Annotated in this window: 17 protein-coding genes; 14 read left to right on the forward strand and 3 right to left on the reverse strand. The window is 65.1% G+C overall.

Annotated features, from left to right (window positions below; genetic code table 11):
- The first annotated feature begins 198 nt into the window (after window positions 1–198).
- The 3 genes from LSO07_RS03780 (at window position 199) to LSO07_RS03790 (ending at window position 2413) form a co-directional block, all read left to right on the forward strand.
- A complete protein-coding gene (locus tag LSO07_RS03780; RefSeq protein WP_034753667.1) occupies window positions 199–756 on the forward strand; it encodes a winged helix-turn-helix transcriptional regulator in 558 nt (185 codons plus the stop codon).
- Window positions 757–922: 166 nt separating this feature from the next.
- Window positions 923–1360: a CHRD domain-containing protein gene (locus tag LSO07_RS03785; RefSeq protein WP_151092354.1), complete on the forward strand. Its 438-nt coding sequence runs from the start codon at window positions 923–925 to the stop codon at window positions 1358–1360.
- 99 nt (window positions 1361–1459) lie between these two features.
- Entirely contained in the window at window positions 1460–2413 is a 954-nt protein-coding gene (locus LSO07_RS03790) for an AEC family transporter (protein WP_151092356.1), read from the forward strand.
- A gap of 409 nt (window positions 2414–2822) precedes the next feature.
- Here LSO07_RS03790 and LSO07_RS03795 read toward each other — a convergent pair whose 3' ends face one another.
- Complete coding sequence (locus LSO07_RS03795) at window positions 2823–3476, reverse strand: FMN-binding negative transcriptional regulator (RefSeq protein WP_151092358.1); 654 nt, start codon at window positions 3474–3476, stop codon at window positions 2823–2825.
- A complete protein-coding gene (locus LSO07_RS03800; RefSeq protein WP_151092360.1) occupies window positions 3477–3938 on the reverse strand; it encodes an OsmC family protein in 462 nt (153 codons plus the stop codon).
- Window positions 3939–4044: 106 nt separating this feature from the next.
- On the opposite strand from LSO07_RS03800, the gene pdxR reads away from it, so the two are divergent.
- The 11 genes from pdxR (at window position 4045) to LSO07_RS03855 (ending at window position 15543) form a co-directional block, all read left to right on the forward strand.
- Complete coding sequence (pdxR, locus tag LSO07_RS03805; RefSeq protein ID WP_151092362.1) at window positions 4045–5529, forward strand: MocR-like pyridoxine biosynthesis transcription factor PdxR; 1485 nt, start codon at window positions 4045–4047, stop codon at window positions 5527–5529.
- A 38-nt stretch (window positions 5530–5567) separates the two neighbouring features.
- Window positions 5568–6131, forward strand: coding sequence for a DNA-3-methyladenine glycosylase I (locus LSO07_RS03810; RefSeq protein WP_151092364.1), 564 nt, complete (start codon window positions 5568–5570; stop codon window positions 6129–6131).
- Entirely contained in the window at window positions 6131–7762 is a 1632-nt protein-coding gene (mnmC, locus tag LSO07_RS03815) for an FAD-dependent 5-carboxymethylaminomethyl-2-thiouridine(34) oxidoreductase MnmC (protein ID WP_151092366.1), read from the forward strand. Before LSO07_RS03810 ends, mnmC begins: the two co-directional genes overlap by 1 nt.
- Before the next feature lie 213 nt (window positions 7763–7975).
- Window positions 7976–8473, forward strand: a complete 498-nt coding sequence (locus LSO07_RS03820; protein ID WP_080753547.1) for a rhodanese-like domain-containing protein — start codon at window positions 7976–7978, stop codon at window positions 8471–8473.
- Between the two features lie 19 nt (window positions 8474–8492).
- Complete coding sequence (gene epsC / locus LSO07_RS03825) at window positions 8493–9488, forward strand: serine O-acetyltransferase EpsC (RefSeq protein ID WP_151092368.1); 996 nt, start codon at window positions 8493–8495, stop codon at window positions 9486–9488.
- A 7-nt stretch (window positions 9489–9495) separates the two neighbouring features.
- On the forward strand, window positions 9496–9720 hold the full coding sequence (locus tag LSO07_RS03830; RefSeq protein ID WP_034784364.1) for a helix-turn-helix domain-containing protein: 225 nt from the start codon (window positions 9496–9498) through the stop codon (window positions 9718–9720).
- A gap of 227 nt (window positions 9721–9947) precedes the next feature.
- Complete coding sequence (locus LSO07_RS03835) at window positions 9948–10877, forward strand: family 2A encapsulin nanocompartment shell protein (RefSeq protein ID WP_034784363.1); 930 nt, start codon at window positions 9948–9950, stop codon at window positions 10875–10877.
- Window positions 10852–12645 (forward strand): family 2A encapsulin nanocompartment cargo protein cysteine desulfurase, encoded by a 1794-nt coding sequence (locus tag LSO07_RS03840; RefSeq protein ID WP_151092370.1) that lies wholly within the window; start codon window positions 10852–10854, stop codon window positions 12643–12645. Before LSO07_RS03835 ends, LSO07_RS03840 begins: the two co-directional genes overlap by 26 nt.
- A gap of 156 nt (window positions 12646–12801) precedes the next feature.
- Window positions 12802–13521 carry a sensor histidine kinase gene (locus tag LSO07_RS03845; protein ID WP_070257721.1) on the forward strand — a complete coding sequence of 240 codons (720 nt, stop codon included), beginning with the start codon at window positions 12802–12804 and terminating at the stop codon, window positions 13519–13521.
- Window positions 13522–13532: 11 nt separating this feature from the next.
- Window positions 13533–15263 (forward strand): response regulator, encoded by a 1731-nt coding sequence (locus LSO07_RS03850; protein WP_070257722.1) that lies wholly within the window; start codon window positions 13533–13535, stop codon window positions 15261–15263.
- Window positions 15264–15327: 64 nt separating this feature from the next.
- Complete coding sequence (locus LSO07_RS03855; RefSeq protein WP_010394693.1) at window positions 15328–15543, forward strand: hypothetical protein; 216 nt, start codon at window positions 15328–15330, stop codon at window positions 15541–15543.
- Between the two features lie 21 nt (window positions 15544–15564).
- Here LSO07_RS03855 and LSO07_RS03860 read toward each other — a convergent pair whose 3' ends face one another.
- Complete coding sequence (locus tag LSO07_RS03860; protein ID WP_151092372.1) at window positions 15565–16269, reverse strand: PhaM family polyhydroxyalkanoate granule multifunctional regulatory protein; 705 nt, start codon at window positions 16267–16269, stop codon at window positions 15565–15567.
- Window positions 16270–16382: the final 113 nt, after the last annotated feature.

Here is a 16382-nt window from a genome sequence, read left to right on the forward strand (position 1 = left end):
ACACCGTTTTTCGTACCGGGTTGAGGGGGACAGAACGAGCCATGATTGTACTGGAACAAGAAAAGTGTGAATTTGTGCGTATTTTCAGGCCGCCATCATGGGGTGAGCGTAGCTTTCAAGATGATAGTAACTAAGTTTCCGTATTGCAACTGAAATACTTTTTCGATTGTTGTGTTGAATCAACGTGAGGAGATGGCCATGAAACATACCAACTTTAATAATTTGCCTTGCCCGATTGCTCGCAGCCTGGGCAAGGTGGGTGAATGGTGGAGCATCCTCATCCTGCGCGAAGCGTTTTATGGCAAGACGCGCTTCGACGAATTTGAAAAAAGCCTCAAGATTGCGCCCACCATCCTGACGCGCCGCCTGGCCGACCTGGTGGAAGGGGGCCTGATGACGCGCCGCCTGTATTGCGCCAAGCCGCCCCGCTACGACTATGTGCTGACCAAGTCCGGGCGCGCCTTCAAGCCCGTCTTGCTGGCGTTTATTGCCTGGGGTAATGAAAACTTCGCGCCGGAAGGCGCCAGCCTCGTCATCGCCAGCCGCGACACGGGCCTGGCCGCCGATCCGGTACTGGTCGACGCCACGACGGGCTTGCCCATCAATGACGAGTACTACGCATTCGCGCCAGGACCTGCCGCCAGCGACAGCATGCGCAGCATCATCCTCGACGCGGAAAAAAGCAGCGGCATCGCACCCAAGCCGAAGGCGCCGGCCGCCAACCGCGGCTGGGTGGCGGAAGGCCACCTGGCCTGAGGACGCGCTGGCAGACGAGCAGCAAGTTTGGCGTACAGCAAAGCGGACACGGCGGCATGGCGTTACTGTCGCACTATGCAACTCAAGTGCGGCGTACGCCCGGCCCGGCTGTGTGGGCGGGGCAGGGCGCCAGCCGTGAGCCGATGTCCGTGAAAGGAGTACTGCGATGAGCACACTGCAACAACACGCTTGCCGCGCCGCCAGCGTGCTGGCGCTGGCCGTCCTGCTGGGCGCCTGTTCCCATGGCCCGCATGAGCCGGGCGGCCATGACGTCACCTTGACGGGGGCGCAGGAAGTGCCTGCCAATACCAGCACGGCCAGCGGCAGCAGCAATCTTCGTGTCGCCCGCGACCGCAGCGTCAGCGGCGGCGTGCGCTACACGGGCATGCTGGCGACCGTCGCGCATATCCATGAAGCGCCCGCCGGCGCCAATGGTCCCGTCATCGTGCCGCTGGTGAAAACCGCCGAAGGCATGTTTGCCGTGCCGGCCGGCGCCATGCTCACGCCGCCCCAGTATGCGAGCTACCAGGCCGGCAACCTGTACGTGAACGTGCACAGCGCCGCCTATCCGGCAGGCGAGATCCGCGCCCAGCTCAAGCCCTAGCCGGCCAGCGGCGTTATCCCCGAAACCTCCTTGGGCCGCGCGAGCGGCCTTTTTTTGCGCCAGGCGGCCGGTGCACGGTGCGCGCTACAATGGCGCTCCATGCTGACCATCCTCGCCATCACCTTTCCCTTCTTCGCCCTGGTGCTATGCGGCTACCTGGCCGTGCGGCGCAAGCTGCTGCCGCTGGCCGCCATCGGCGGCTTGAACAGTTTTGTCCTGTACTTCGCGCTGCCCTGCATGCTGTACCGCTTCGGCGCCGCCACGCCCATCGCGCAGCTGCTCGACGCCAGCGTGTTCGGCGTCTACCTGCTGTGCGCGCTGATCATGGTGGGCGTCACCATGGCCATGACCCTCAGCCACCGCATCGACTGGAACAACGCCGCCTTCGGTGCGCTGGTGGCGGCCTTCCCGAATACGGGCTTCATGGGCGTGCCCCTGCTATTGACCTTGCTCGGCCCCCGTTCGTCTGGTCCCGTCATCGTCACCATCGTCGTCGACATGTTGATTACCAGCTCGCTGTGCATCGCCCTGTCGCGCATCGGCAGCGGCGGCGCGCACGGCAGCCGCGCCGCCGTCGTCAATGCCATGAAAGGCATGGCCGGCAATCCGATGCCGTGGGCGATCGTGCTCGGTGCCTTGTCGTCGTGGCTGGAACTGGCCTTGCCCAAGCCGTTGATGCAGACGGTGGACCTGCTGGCCGACGCCGCCTCGCCTGTCGCCTTGTTTACCATCGGCGCCGTGCTGGCCCGTTCGCAAATGAGCACGAGCGACCCCGCGCCCCTGGGAGAATATGTGCCCGTGGCGCTGAAAAAACTGCTGCTGCATCCGCTGCTGGTGTGGGGCATCGGCCACGCGGCCATCGCGCTGGGCGCGCCGCTCGATCCGTTCGCGCTGACCTGCATGGTGCTGGTGGCTTGCCTGCCCAGCGCCAGCAATGTCTCGCTGCTGTCGGAACGCTTCGGCGCTAACACGGCGCGCATCGCCCGCATCATCCTGGTCTCGACGGCGCTGTCGTTTCTGACGTTTTCAGCGGCCGTCAGCTGGCTGGCGTGAGGGAGGACTCGTTGGTCCGGGCCACGCCGCGCGCCTTGCGCGTCATCGTGAGCACTGCGCGGCGCGCATCGCCCGCATCATTCTGGTCTCGACGGCGCTGTCGTTTCTGACGTTTTCAGCGGCCGTCAGCTGGCTGGCGTGAGGGAGGACTCGTTGGTCCGGGCCACGCCGCGCGCCTTGCGCATCATCGTGAGCACTGCGCGGCGCGCATCGCCCGCATCATCCTGGTCTCGACGGCGCTGTCGTTTCTGACGTTTTCGGCGGCCGTCAGCTGGCTGGCGTGAGGGAGGAATCGTTGGTCCGGGCCACGCCGCGCGCCTTGCGCATCATCGTGAGCACTGCGCGGCGCGCATCGCCCGCATCATTCTGGTCTCGACGGCGCTGTCGTTTCTGACGTTTTCAGCGGCCGTCAGCTGGCTGGCGTGACGTTGGCGGCGATCAGCGCGCCCAGGGCCTGCGCCGCACCGGGCTGGTTGTCCAGCGCCAGGCCATGCGCCATGCTGGCCTGGTCTTGCATGCTGCGGTTCTGCCCCAGCTTCCATTTGCCCGTGATGCGCGTGAGGGGGATTTCGATGCCGACGATGGCTTTCAAGAGTTTCTCGATATAGCCGGCCGGCGCATCGGCCACCCGCCACGGCGCGGCTAGTCCCGCTTCATGGCGTGCCGTCAGCCGCTCCACCAATCCCAGCAGCCACGCCGCATCGTCGATGGCGCGCAGGGGGCCATGGGCATGCACCACGGCGTAATTGAAGGTCGGCACTTCCTTGCCGCTGCGCTGCTTTTCCGCATACCAAGCGGGCGTGATGTAGGCGTGCGGCCCCTGGAAAATCACCATGCATTCATCGTTCCCGCCGGCCCCGCGCCACAGCGGATTGGCGCGCGCCACGTGGGCGCGCAGGATGCCGAACGGGGCTTCGGGCGTGGGCGCGGCGATCTCGAACGGCAGATGGTCGGCGCACAAGCCATAGTCGTCATGGCGTACCAGCGCGCCCAGCGGATGCGCGGCGATCAGGCCATGCAGAACCTCGAGACGCTCTTCGCGGAAGCTGGCGGGCGTGTACATCTAGTGCGCTCCTTCCACGACCACGTCGGCCGTCAGGGAATTGGCGATGTAGCAGCGCTCGTGCGCGTCGTGGTGCAGGGCCGCCAGCGCTTCGGGCGAGGGTGGCGTTCCCGCGAAGGCGATGCGCGGACGCAGCACGATGCGCGTCATGGCCAGGCGGCCTTGTGCATTCTTGCCCAGTTCGCCGACGGCATCGTCGCGGTAGTCGTCGACGACGTAGCCGCGCTGCGCCGCCAGCGACAGGAAGAACAGCATGTGGCAGCTCGACGTGGCGGCCACCAGCGCTTCTTCCGGATCGATATTTTCCGCCACCGACATGGGCAGCGGCACGGACAGGGGCGACGACGAGGCGGGTACCGTCAGGCCGCCGTCGAACTGCCATGCATGGCCACGGCTGTAGCGCTGGCTGGCGAAATCCTGGCCGTCGCGCTGCCAGGCGACGGTGGCGAAAAACTGATGCATGGGTGCTCCGCAAGAGTAGAGGGGATGCGCCATCTTAGCGCCAGTCTTGGCTATTTAAAACAACCAATAAGTGCTATCTTTAAGCTACCAATTCAAGAGCGCCACCATGCCAGCTTCCCACCTGCACCAGATCATCACCGCCTTGCCGCTGCAGCGCGGCGCCAGCGAGCCGCTGTTTCGCCAGCTGTATGCGGCCATCAAGGCGGCCATCCTCGATGGCCGCATGAGTCCCGGCATGCAGTTGCCGCCCACGCGCGAGTTTTGCCGCCTGCTGGCCGTGTCGCGCCAGACGGTGCTCAATGCATATGCGCTTCTGACGGCCGAAGGCTATCTCGACGGCACCGTGGGGCGCGGCACTTTTGTCAGCATCGACGTCCCCCTGGCAGCGCCGCCCGCCAGGGCGGACGCGCCCGGCCTGCTGCGGCCCCTGTCGGCGCGCGGGCAGGGCGTGGTGGCGGCCATGCGCCAGGTGGCGTTCCACCGGGGGCCGCTGCGCGCTTTCCGTGTCGGCATGCCGCGCATCGACCACTTCCCGTTCGACGTGTGGAACCGCCTGGAAGCGCGGCGCTGGCGCCGGCCCGACCATCATTTCGGCTACAGCGACCCGGCCGGCTACCTGCCGCTGCGCGAACTGCTGTGCGTGTACTTGAAAGCCTCGCGCGGCGTGCAGTGCACGCCGCAGCAGATCGTCATCACTTCCGGTTCGCAGCAGGCGCTGTTTCTGCTGTCGACCATCCTGCTGGCGCCGGGCGACGCGGCCTGGATGGAGTCGCCCGGCTACCGGGGCGCCAGCGGCCCGCTGCGCGCGGCCGGCGCGCGCGTCTTCCCGGTTCCCGTCGATGCGCAGGGGCTGGACGTGGCGTATGGCGTGGCGCACTGTCCGCAGGCGAAGCTGGCGTACGTGACGCCATCGCACCAGATGCCGCTGGGCGTGAGCATGAGCTTGCCCCGCCGTCTGGCCCTGCTGGCCTGGGCCGCGCACAATAAAGCCTGGCTGGTGGAAGACGATTACGACAGCGAATACCGCTACACGGGCGCGCCGCTGGCCTCGCTGCAAAGTCTGGACCGGGCCGGCTGCGTGGTGTACGTGGGTACTTTGTCGAAGGTGCTGTTCCCGGGGCTGCGCCTGGGCTATATGGTGGCGCCGCCCGCGCTGGCCGAGGCGCTGGTGCAAGCCAAGGCCGTGATGGACCGGCACACGGCCATCGTGCCGCAGATGGCGCTGGCCGACTTCATCGCCGAAGGACACTTTGGCCGGCATATCCGCCGCACGCGCGATAGCAATGCCGAACGGCGCGACCTGCTGGTGCGCGGCATCGCGCGCGAACTGGGCGACCAGCTCGCGTGCGGCCCGGCCGACAGCGGCCTGGAGCTGTGCGCCTATTTTCGCGCCGGCCACGATGAGGAAGCCGTCGCGCGCGCAGGGCTGGAACATGGCATCGAATTGCGTCCGCTGGGCCACTATGCGGATCCGGCGGCAGGCCCGGAGTGTGCCACGCCACGCGGGCTGCTGCTGGGCTTTGCGGCGATTCCCCCGGCCGAGATGGCGCACGGCTTGCAGGAACTGGGCCGCATCCTGCGCGGCCGATAAACTATACTGGGACTTGCCTGCACATGAAGAACACGACCATGAATATTACCCGCTGCGCCTGGGCCAACCCGGCCAATCCCCGTTATCTCGACTACCACGATACAGAGTGGGGCGTGCCCTGCCACGACGAGCGCCGGCTGTTCGAGATGCTGAACCTGGAAGGCGCGCAGGCGGGCCTGAGCTGGGAAACCATCCTCAACAAGCGCGATACCTACCGCGCCGCCTTCGACGGCTGGGATGCTGAAAAAATCGCCGCGTATGGCCCGGACAAGGTGGCGCAGCTGTTGCTCGATCCCGGCATCGTGCGCAACCGCCTGAAGGTGGCGGCCGCCATCACGAATGCGCAAGCCTACCTGCGCCTGCGCGCGGAAGGGCAGACCCTGGACAGCTTCCTGTGGGCGTATGTCGATGGCGAGCCTATCGTCAACAGCTGGCAGCCGGGCGAGTTTCCCGCCAAGACGGCCTTGTCCGACAAACTCTCGAAAGACTTGCTCAAGCGGGGTTTCAAGTTCGTCGGCTCGACCATCATCTACGCCTACATGCAGGGCATCGGCATGGTCAATGACCATGCACCCACCTGCTTTTGCCGGGCGGGGCGCTGATGCGCCGCGCTCTCGTCCTGCTCGACACGGATTTTGACGGCGCCCGCTTGCGCGCCGCCTGTGCGGCGCATGGCGGCCGCCGCCTCCATTACATCGCGCTGGCGCCGCGTCCCGTCGATGCGCGCCACTTGCCCGAGCAGTGGCGTGCACAGTGGCCACCCTGCGTGCCGGGCCTGCACCGCATGGTGTCGCACGATGGCCTCGTCACGCTCGATGTGCTGATCGGCGAGCCCGATGCCTGCCTGGCGCAATTGTCGGCGCGCGTCGATGAAGTACACCTGGCCTGGGTGCCCGCAGCCACGCCGGTGCTGGCGCGCCTGATGATGGACGGCGCCCGCCTGCAGGCCGTGCACCTGGACGAGGCGCAGCGCGCCGCCCTGCAAAAGAATGGTTTTGTCTTCGACGAGAGCCGCCTGCGCGCCGTGTTTTATGCGCGGCGCGAAGAGTACGCGGCCGTCACCGTGCCCGAGCGGCGCGCCATCGTCATCGGCGCGGGCGTGGCCGGCGCGGCCGCCTGCGAACGGCTGGCCGCGCGCGGCTGGAAGGTGACCTTGATCGAACGCCACGCGCAGCCGGCCAGCGAGGCGTCGGGCAACCTGGCCGGCATCTTCATGCCGCTGATGTCGAAGGACGATAATATCGCCACGCGCCTGGTGCGCACCGCCTACCTGTACTCGCTGAGCCGCTGGAAAGACCTGGGCGGCATCGGCGCCGCCATCGAGGGTGTGCAAAGCGGCGTGCTGCACCTGGCGCGCGACGGCGCGCATGCGCAGGTGCAGCGGCAGATCGCCGCCAGTGGCCTGTATCCGCGCGAATTCGCCCGCTGGCTGGAAGCGCCCGAGGCGAGCGCCATGCTGGGCGCACCGGCGCCCGATGGCGCCTGGTGGTTCGAACAGGGCGGCTGGGCGCGCCCGTCTTCCGTCTGCGCGGCCATGCTGGACGCCTGCGGCGCCTCGCTCACGCGGCGCTTTTCCAGCAGCGCCCTGCGCCTGGAGCGTGGCGAGGAGGAATGGCTGGTGCGCGATGCGCAAGGTACCTTGATCGCGGCCGCGCCCACCGTCATCCTGGCGGCAGGCACGGGGGCAGTCGATTTCGAGCAGGCGGCGAGCCTGCCGCTGGACGCCGTGCGCGGCCAGGTCACGCACCTGGCCGAAGGCAGCTTGCCTTCGTTGCCGTTCGTCGTCTGCCGCGAAGCCTACATGACGCCGGCGCACCAGGGTGTCATGTGCGTGGGCGCCAGCTACGATGCCGATGCGGACACCGACTTGCGCCCATCGAGCCAGGAAGACAATATCGGGAAGATCGCCGACATCCTGGGCGTCGCCCCGTTCGATGCGCCGCTGGCGGGCCGCACGGGCTTTCGCTGCATGGCGCCGGACCGCCTGCCGCTGGCGGGCGCCTTGCCCGACCCCGGCGTCCCAGGCCGCTGCGAGCGCCTGCGCGACGTACCGCGCTGGCCCGGGCTGTTTGGTTTGCTCGGTTACGCCTCGCGCGGCCTGATCTGGGCGCCGCTGGCGGCCGAGCTGCTGGCATGCCAGCTGGAGGGCGAGCCGCTGCCGCTGGAACGTCAGTTGGCAGAGGCGCTCGATCCTGCCCGTTTTTTACTTCGCGAACGCCGCCGCGCTGCTTGAGCGTAGACGCAGAGCAGGCGAGGGCTGGGGGCAGACCCCCAACACCGCTGACGCCAAGCCTGGCGCCAACGCGTGTGAGGGTCTGACCCCATACACCGCCCCCATATACGTTTTTCAGCTTTCCAAACTCTTTTTAATTTGTTTTCCGAACAACATAAGTTCGCTACAGTGGACTCGTGCTGGTTTTTGACGACGGAATAAAGAGGTGGAAAGATGGCTGCTGCAGAACTGATTTTCGATCCCCGCGCCGGGCACGGCGAGGCGGCCTTTGACGAAGTACTCAATCTCGCGCGCGCCCAGGCGCAGGCGCAGGGCTTGCCGTATGCGGGTATCGTCAGCGCGCAGGATGCGTGGCAGCTGGTGCAGGCCGGCAAAGCCGTGCTGGTCGACGTGCGCACCAACGAGGAACGCACCTTCGTCGGCTACGTGCCGGCCTCGCTGCATGTGGCGTGGGCGACCGGCACGTCCATGAACCGCAATCCCCGCTTTACGCGCGAACTGGAAGCGAAGGTGGGCGGCAAGGATGCCGTCGTGGTGCTGCTGTGCCGCAGCGGCAAGCGCTCGGCCGCTGCCGCCGAAGCGGCCGCCAAGGCGGGTTTCACGCATGTCTTCAATATCGCGCAAGGCTTCGAGGGCGACCTCGACGAGCAGCAGCAGCGTGGCCACAGCGGTGGCTGGCGCTGGCATGCGCTGCCTTGGCTGCAAGATTAACTCTCTTCCCGGGACCACCATGAACCAGCGAGCCATCCCCCCTGTCTCCCTTGCCGCGCAGCCGCAATGGGAACTGCGCCAGATCGTCGATGAATTGCGCGCCGTGCGCGAGCAGTGGCGCGAAGGACTGGCCAGCAATCAGGAGTGCGGCGCGCGCGAATTCCCGTCGCGCCAGCATTTGCACGACATCATCAAAGCCCTGTGCGCAGCCCTGTTTCCCATGCGCCTGGGCCCCCTCGACCTGCAGCAGGAGAGCGAGGATTTCTTTGTCGGCCATACGCTCGACACGACCTTGACGGGGCTGCACGAACAGGTGAGGCGCGAACTCAGTTACCACGCGCGCCAGCATGGCTTGCAGCAGACGGTCTCCATCGAACAGCAGGCGCTGGCCATCGTGCAGCGCTTCGCCCGCGCGCTGCCGCGCATCCGCGCCCAGCTCGACACGGACGTGGCGGCCGCCTTCCATGGCGACCCGGCCGCGCACAGCGTCGATGAAGTGCTGCTGTGCTATCCGGGCATCCTGGCCATCATCCACTACCGCCTGGCGCACACCCTGTATGCGCTGGGCGCGCCGCTGGTGGCGCGCATCATCGCCGAAGTGGCCCATTCGCAGACGGGCATCGACATCCACCCGGGCGCCATCATCGGCAGCAGTTTTTTCATCGACCATGGCACGGGCGTGGTGATCGGCGAGACGGCCATCATCGGCGAACGGGTGCGCATTTATCAAGCCGTCACCCTGGGCGCCAAGCGCTTTCCCTCCGGCGCCGACGGCGTGCTGAAAAAGGGACTGGCGCGCCATCCCATCGTGCAGGACGACGTGGTCATTTATGCGGGCGCGACGATCCTGGGACGTGTGACCATCGGCCAGGGCTCCGTCATCGGCGGCAATGTCTGGCTGACCCGCAGCGTGGCGCCCGGCAGCCATGTCACGCAAGCGCATAACCAGCAGGAGGCGCAGGAGTTGCCGGAATTGCCGGCGCCATCCCACCCCGCTTTTGCCCACCACCCATGAGGACAGCATGTTGATCAAACAGTTTGGACTGGCCGTGCGCCAGTTGCGCGAAGGGCATGGCTGGTCGCAGGAGCGCCTGGCCGAAGCGGCCGACTTGAACCGCTCGTTCATCGGCGAGATCGAACGGGGCGCCGCCACGCCGTCGCTGCTGACGGTGGAAAAGCTGGCCGGTGCGCTGGGCATCGGCCTGGCGGGATTGATGGCGCGCTGCGAGCCGGAATTGGTGGATTAAAAACAGGTAAAACGCATAACAAAACCGTAGCGAGCGGCAGTGAGTTGTGGCCGAGAAGCGCAGCTGTGCGAATGCACAGTGAGCATCGCAGGCTGCAAATCGCGACGCGCAGTAGGTTTGGTTAAGCGTGTTTTGGTGGCGATAGCATGTTGAGAGAAGAGGGGAGACGTCCGATACTTTATTCGTTTTTCAGATAAGCATATTCACTTTTCTCATCAGGAGTAGTCATGGCAGAAGCAACAGAGAACCAGTTCGCGCTGGGCGATAACGCCGCGCGCCAGCTGGCCAATGCAAGCAAGAGCGTTCCCCAGTTATCCACGATCACGCCGCGCTGGCTCGTGCACCTGCTGCAATGGCTGCCCGTAGAAGCGGGTATCTACCGCCTGAACCGCGTGAAGAATCCGAAGGACGTGCGCGTCGCCTGCTCGCAGCGCGACGAGTCGGAACTGCCGCAAACCTTCGTCGACTACGACGACCAGCCGCGCGAGTATTTCCTCAATGCCGTCAGCACGGTGCTCGACGTGCACACGCGCGTGTCGGACCTGTACAGCAGCCCGCACGACCAGATCAAGGAGCAGCTTCGCCTGACCATCGAGACGATCAAGGAGCGCCAGGAAAGCGAGTTGATCAACAATCCCGACTACGGCCTGCTGGCCAGCGTGCACGACGACCAGCGCATCTTCACCCTGACGGGCGCGCCCACGCCGGACGACCTCGACGAACTGCTGACGAAAGTGTGGAAGGAGCCGGGCTTTTTCCTCGCGCATCCGCTGGCCATTGCCGCTTTTGGCCGCGAATGCACGCGCCGCGGCGTGCCGCCGCCGACCGTCAGCCTGTTCGGCTCCCAGTTCCTCACGTGGCGCGGCGTGCCGCTGGTGCCATCGGACAAACTGCCGATCGAAGACGGCAAGACGAAAATCATCTTACTGCGCGCGGGCGAACAGCGGCAGGGCGTGATCGGCCTGTTCCAGCCTGGCTTGGCGGGCGAGCAAAGCCCGGGCCTGTCCGTGCGCTTCATGGGCATCAACCGCCATGCGATTTCGTCCTATCTGATTTCGCTGTATTGCTCGCTGGCCGTGCTGACCGACGATGCGCTGGCCGTACTGGAAGACGTGGAGATCGGTAAATACCATGACTACCCAGACACCTACAAGTGATGGTGCGGCGGGCTTGCCTGCCGTCCCGTTCTTACCCGACGAAGCGACCCTGAACCGCCTGGCCGGTGAATTCTTTGCCCGCCTGCCGGGCGTGGATAAATCTCCCAGCCTCGGTGGTTCCGGAAGCGTGCTCGATGCGGCGCCCCGCTATGCGAACCGGCCGCCGCCGCAGCCCGGCCCTTCGTTTGCCGCCATCGCCCCCGGCGTGGCGACGGCGCAAGTGCCGCCCGTGACGGCGCCGCTGGAGTCGCCGATTGCGCCGGCGCCGGCCTCCGTGCCGACGCCACGCCTGTCCGCCCTGAGTGCGCCGTCGCCCTATTATTTTGTCGGCGGCGCGCATGGCTATCCCGTGTCGAACGGCAAGCTCGACGGCCTGGCGCAGCAGGGGTTGGGACAAGCGGCACCCGACGATGTGCGGGGACTGTTTGCCACGCCGCAGCAGACACCCGCGCGCCAGCTGCCCGTATCGCCGGCTAACAGCCAGCCCGCGTTCTATTTCCAGACCGAGCTGCCTTCGGCTGCGAAGCCTGGCCAGCACCAGACGCCGGCGCCGTTCGACGTGCATGCCGTGCGGCGCGATTTCCCCGTGCTGGCCGAACGGGTCAATGGCAAGCCGCTGGCCTGGTTCGACAATGCTGCCACCACGCACAAGCCGCAGTCGGTGATCGACCGGGTGTCGTATTTCTATGCGCACGAAAATTCGAACATCCACCGCGCGGCGCACGCATTGGCGGCGCGCGCCAGCGATGCGTATGAAGCGGCACGCGCCAAGGTGGCGCAGTTCCTCGGCGCCGCTTCGCCCAATGAAATCATCTTCGTGCGTGGCGCCACCGAGGGTATCAACCTGGTCGCCAACACCTTTGGCCGCAAATACATCGGCAGCGGCGACGAGATCATCGTCTCGCAGCTCGAGCACCACGCCAACATCGTGCCGTGGCAGCAGCTGGCGGCGGAAAAGGGCGCGACCCTGCGCGTGATTCCCGTCGACGACAGCGGGCAGATACTGCTCGATGAATTCCGCAAGCTGCTCAACGGGCGTACCAAGCTGGTGTCCGTGACGCAGGTGTCGAATGCATTGGGCACCGTGACACCCGTGGCGCAGATCATCGCGCTGGCGCATGCGGCCGGCGTGCGCGTGTTGGTCGATGGCGCGCAAGCCGTGTCGCACCTGCGCGTGGACGTGCAGGCGCTGGGCGCCGATTTCTATGTGTTTTCGGGGCATAAAGTGTTCGGCCCGACGGGCATCGGCGCCGTATATGGCAAGGCGGACTTGCTGGAGCAGCTGCCGCCATGGCAGGGCGGCGGCAACATGATCGCCGACGTCACGTTCGAGCGCACCGTCTACCAGGGCGTGCCGAACCGTTTCGAGGCGGGTACGGGCAATATCGCCGACGCCGTGGGCCTGGGCGCGGCTATCGACTACGTGCAGCGCATCGGCCTGGAAAACATCGCCGCCTACGAGCACGCGCTGCTGGAATACGCGACGCACCACCTGCAGGCCATTCCCGGCGTGCGCCTGATCGGCACGGCGTTTGACAAGGCCAGCGTGGCCTCGTTCGTGCTGGCCGGTTACGAGCCGGCGGAAGTGGGGCGGGCCCTGAACGACGAGGGCATCGCCGTACGCTCGGGCCACCACTGCGCCCAGCCGATTTTGCGCCGTTTCGGCGTCGAGGCGACCGTGCGGCCATCGTTCGCCTTCTACAATACGTATGAGGAAATCGACCGCATGATCGTCGTGGTCAAACGCCTGGCGGCCGCACGCCGCTGATCTTGCCGGCTTGGCCATCCGATGCCGCCCTTGCGCAAGCGGGGGCGGCATTGTTGCGTCAAGTCAGGGACTTTACGCGCGGCTGGCAGGCGCGCGCATGCTGGCGGTATAATTTATCCTTGGCAATATTCAAGCTGCGGCCCAAGGAGATATCCGGTGGAAGACCAACACAGCTCGCCCGAGCTTTTCCTGTTCCTGGCGTCGACCGTGCACGACATGAAAAACTCGATCAGCGTTGTCAGCGGCACCCTGGAGTCGCTGCTGGCGGCCGAGCAGGCCAAACCCTCGCCCCAGGCCGACCCCGCCTACCTGCAGATGGCGCAGATGCTGTACCAGACCAAGCGCCTCAACGATAACCTGATCCAGCTGCTGGCCCTGTACAAGGAAGTGGGCAAGCCCGGCTACCCGTTCGACGTGCAGCCGCAGCTGGTCAGCCAGGTGGTCGACCAGGTGGTGGACCAGGAAAAGATCCTGCTGGCCTCGAAAGGCATCCAGCTGGAGACGGCCTGTCCGCCCGAGCTGATCTGGACCCTGGATGAAGACCTGGTCATCGGCGTGCTCGCGCACGCCATCAACAACGCCATCCGCTACACGAAGGACACGATCCGCCTGTCGGTCTGCGAGGCCGATGGCTTGCTCGAACTGCGCGTGGAAGACAATGGCGACGGTTATACGCAGGCCTTGCTCGACGCGGGCAGCGCGGCCATGGATGGCATGGCGGCCGGCGTGAACTTTTCCACCAACAGCACGGGACTGGGGCTGTATTTTTCCAGCGAAGTGGCAAAGATGCACAAGCACCGGGGCAGCAGCGGCAGCATCGCGCTGGAAAACGGCGGCGCCCTGGGCGGCGGCTGTTTCATCCTGCGCCTGCCCTGAACGAGGAATCCATGACGACAGACAGCCACGCCACCGCCGCCGAAGCGGGCAGCACCGACTGGGCCGACAAACATTATCTGCTGGTCGACGACTTCATCGGCATCCGCATCCTGCTGCGCGAATCCCTGCGCAACCTGGGCGCGCGCCATATCGACCAGGCGGCCAGCGGCGGCGAAGCCATGAAGCTGCTGGCCAAGACGCGCTACGACGTGGTGCTGTGCGACTACAACCTGGGTGAAGGCAAGAATGGCCAGCAAGTGCTGGAAGAGACGCGCGTGCGCAACCTGACGGCGCCGTCCAGCGTCTGGCTGATGGTATCGGCCGAGAAAAGCGTGGAATCCGTGATGGGCGCGGCCGAGCACCAGCCCGACGCCTACCTGATCAAGCCGATCACGGAAGGCGTGCTGCTGACGCGCCTGAACCGCGTGTGGCACAAGAAGCAGGTATTCCGCGAGATCGACCAGGCTTGCATGGAAAAGGATTATCTGCGCGCGGCCAAATTGTGCGATGCGCAGATCGAGCTCAACAAGCTGCACGAGTTGGAACTGCTGCGCATGAAGGCCAGTTTGCTGCTGAAGAGCGGCGAACCGGAAAAGGCCCGTGCCGTGTACGAGAAAGTGCTGGCCGAGCGCGATTACAGCTGGGCCAAGGCGGGTCTGGGCAAGATCCGCATGAATAACGGCGAACACGAGGCGGCGCGGCAGATCTTCCAGGGCGTGATCGTTGAAAACAAGTATTACATCGACGCCTACGACCAGATGGCCGTCGCCTACCAGTTGATGGGCCAGCACGAGGAAGCGTGCGGCGTGCTGGAAAAGGCGGCGCGCCTGTCACCCAATTCCGTGCCGCGCCAGCGCAACCTGGGACTGGCGGCCTTGAAGGTCGGCAATGTCAGCATGGCGGAAAAGGCATTTCGCAAGTGTATTTCCATCGGCGAGTTTTCCGTCATGAAGACGCCGGACGCCTATCTGGGCCTGGCGCGCGTGTGCGGCCTGAAGAAGGATGCCAAGGAGGCGCTGCAATGGCTGTTGCTGGCGCAGCGCGAATTCTCGCCCGAGCAGATTGGTTTGCGCGCGAAGATCACGGAAGGCATGGTGCACCATGAAACGGGCGATTACCGGCGCGCCCGCAAGTGCGGCGACGAGCTCGAAGCCATGTTGCTGGAAGACCCGGCGCGGCCCGAGAAAAGCATTTGCATGGAACTGGCCACCTTGCTGTTCGCCGTCGGCGTCAAGGATGCGCCGGCCGGCCTGCTGTGCTACGTGGTGAAGAACAACCACGACAACCAGGTGGTGCAGGACGAAGTGCAAAAGATTTTCGACAAGGCGAAGATGGGCGACGAAGGCACCAGCCTGATCATCGCTTCGCGCAAGGAAGCGTCGGACTTGATGAACAAGGGCGTGCTGCTGTGGAAGACGGACAAGCTCAACGAAGCGGTCGCCTGGATGCGCGCGGCGCGCGAAAAACTGCCGAACAATTTGCGCATCCTGTTCAATTCCGCGCAAATCATCGTGTCCTTCCTGCAGCAGCGCGGGTTTCAGGCCGACTTGGCGGCCGAGGCCATGGAAGTGTTGTTGTATGTAGACAAAATTGCACCAGGGCAGCAACGCTTCGCGCAATTGATGGAGCAACTGGTGCAGCTGACGCCGCCGCCCGGGCCGGAAGAGGCCGTCGTGGTCGCGGAAAAAGCGCCGCCGGCGCCGGAAAAAGGCGGAAAATCCATGCGCGAGCGTGCCGGATGATAAACTAGGGGCCAGCGTGGGTTCGCCCGTGCTTGAGTTGCTTTACAACAATAAGGAAGAAACTATGCGTGATGTGGTCAATGAAGTGTACAAAAAAATGAAAGTCGGCAGTATTGCCTGGGTACGCCCGGTCGCCGCCAAGGGAGACACGCTGGAAACATTCCAGTCTTCGTACGAGCACGCCAAGGCGCTGGCCGACGAAGGCCTGATCACGATCGGTGACGTAAAACGCCAGGCCGACAACATGATCGAGGCGATCCGCATTCATCGTATCGCCTGATCATATCGCCGGCTTGCAGCATCAGGCCTTGCCTGGCGCTTTAGCCTTGGGTGTCGCGCGTTTCGCGGGCGCCTTGCGCAGCGGGGCCTTGGCCTTGGCTGTCGTGCCTGCCTCTGCAGGTTTGGCCGGCTTGCTGGCCGCTGGCTTGGCTTTGCTCACGCTGCCAAAGCTGGCCGCTGCCGCACTGGCCGCATCGGGCGACATGGCCGTCGATACGGCTTGCTTGAACTGATCTTGTAACAAATTCCACCAGGCACTTGGATTGGCCAACTGGCTGCCGGCATCGCCGGGCGCCGCCGCAGCGGGTTCCGGTGCGGGCGCAGGTGCGGGCGCCGGTTTCGGTTCAGGCGCCGCAGGCGCGGCTTGCTGGAAAAACGCGGAAGCGTAGGGTACCGATTCAAACACGGTTTTCTCGCTGGCACCCGGTTGCGTGATGGCCGCCGCCAGTGATGCACCCATCGATTTCAATGTGGCGATGGTGCCGCGCTGCACTTCCAGCGCCTGGATACTGCCGCGCAGCATGCTGGTATTGAGGTTCAGCCACGCTTCGACGGCTTTCAAGTCGTTGATTTTCTTGTCCAGCTCTTCCACCGACATGGTAGGCGCCGTGATGCCAGGCACGCCCATGCCGGGCACGCTCATGCTGCCCCACAGGTTTTTGACGAAGTCGAGCGTATCGGTCACAACTGCTGCGCCCGGAATTTGGGGCATTTGCGGGTTTGCCATGCGAAATCTCCTGGTAGATGGATAGGCTTAGCGTAGCAGATATCGGCTTGCAACTGACGCAATGCCGTCAACATTTTCTTACATAAAACATTAAGAGTTGAGCACGGGCAAGA

It is taken from the genome of Janthinobacterium sp. PLB04 (assembly GCF_021165895.1).
Classification (GTDB): Bacteria; Pseudomonadota; Gammaproteobacteria; order Burkholderiales; family Burkholderiaceae_D; genus Janthinobacterium; species Janthinobacterium lividum.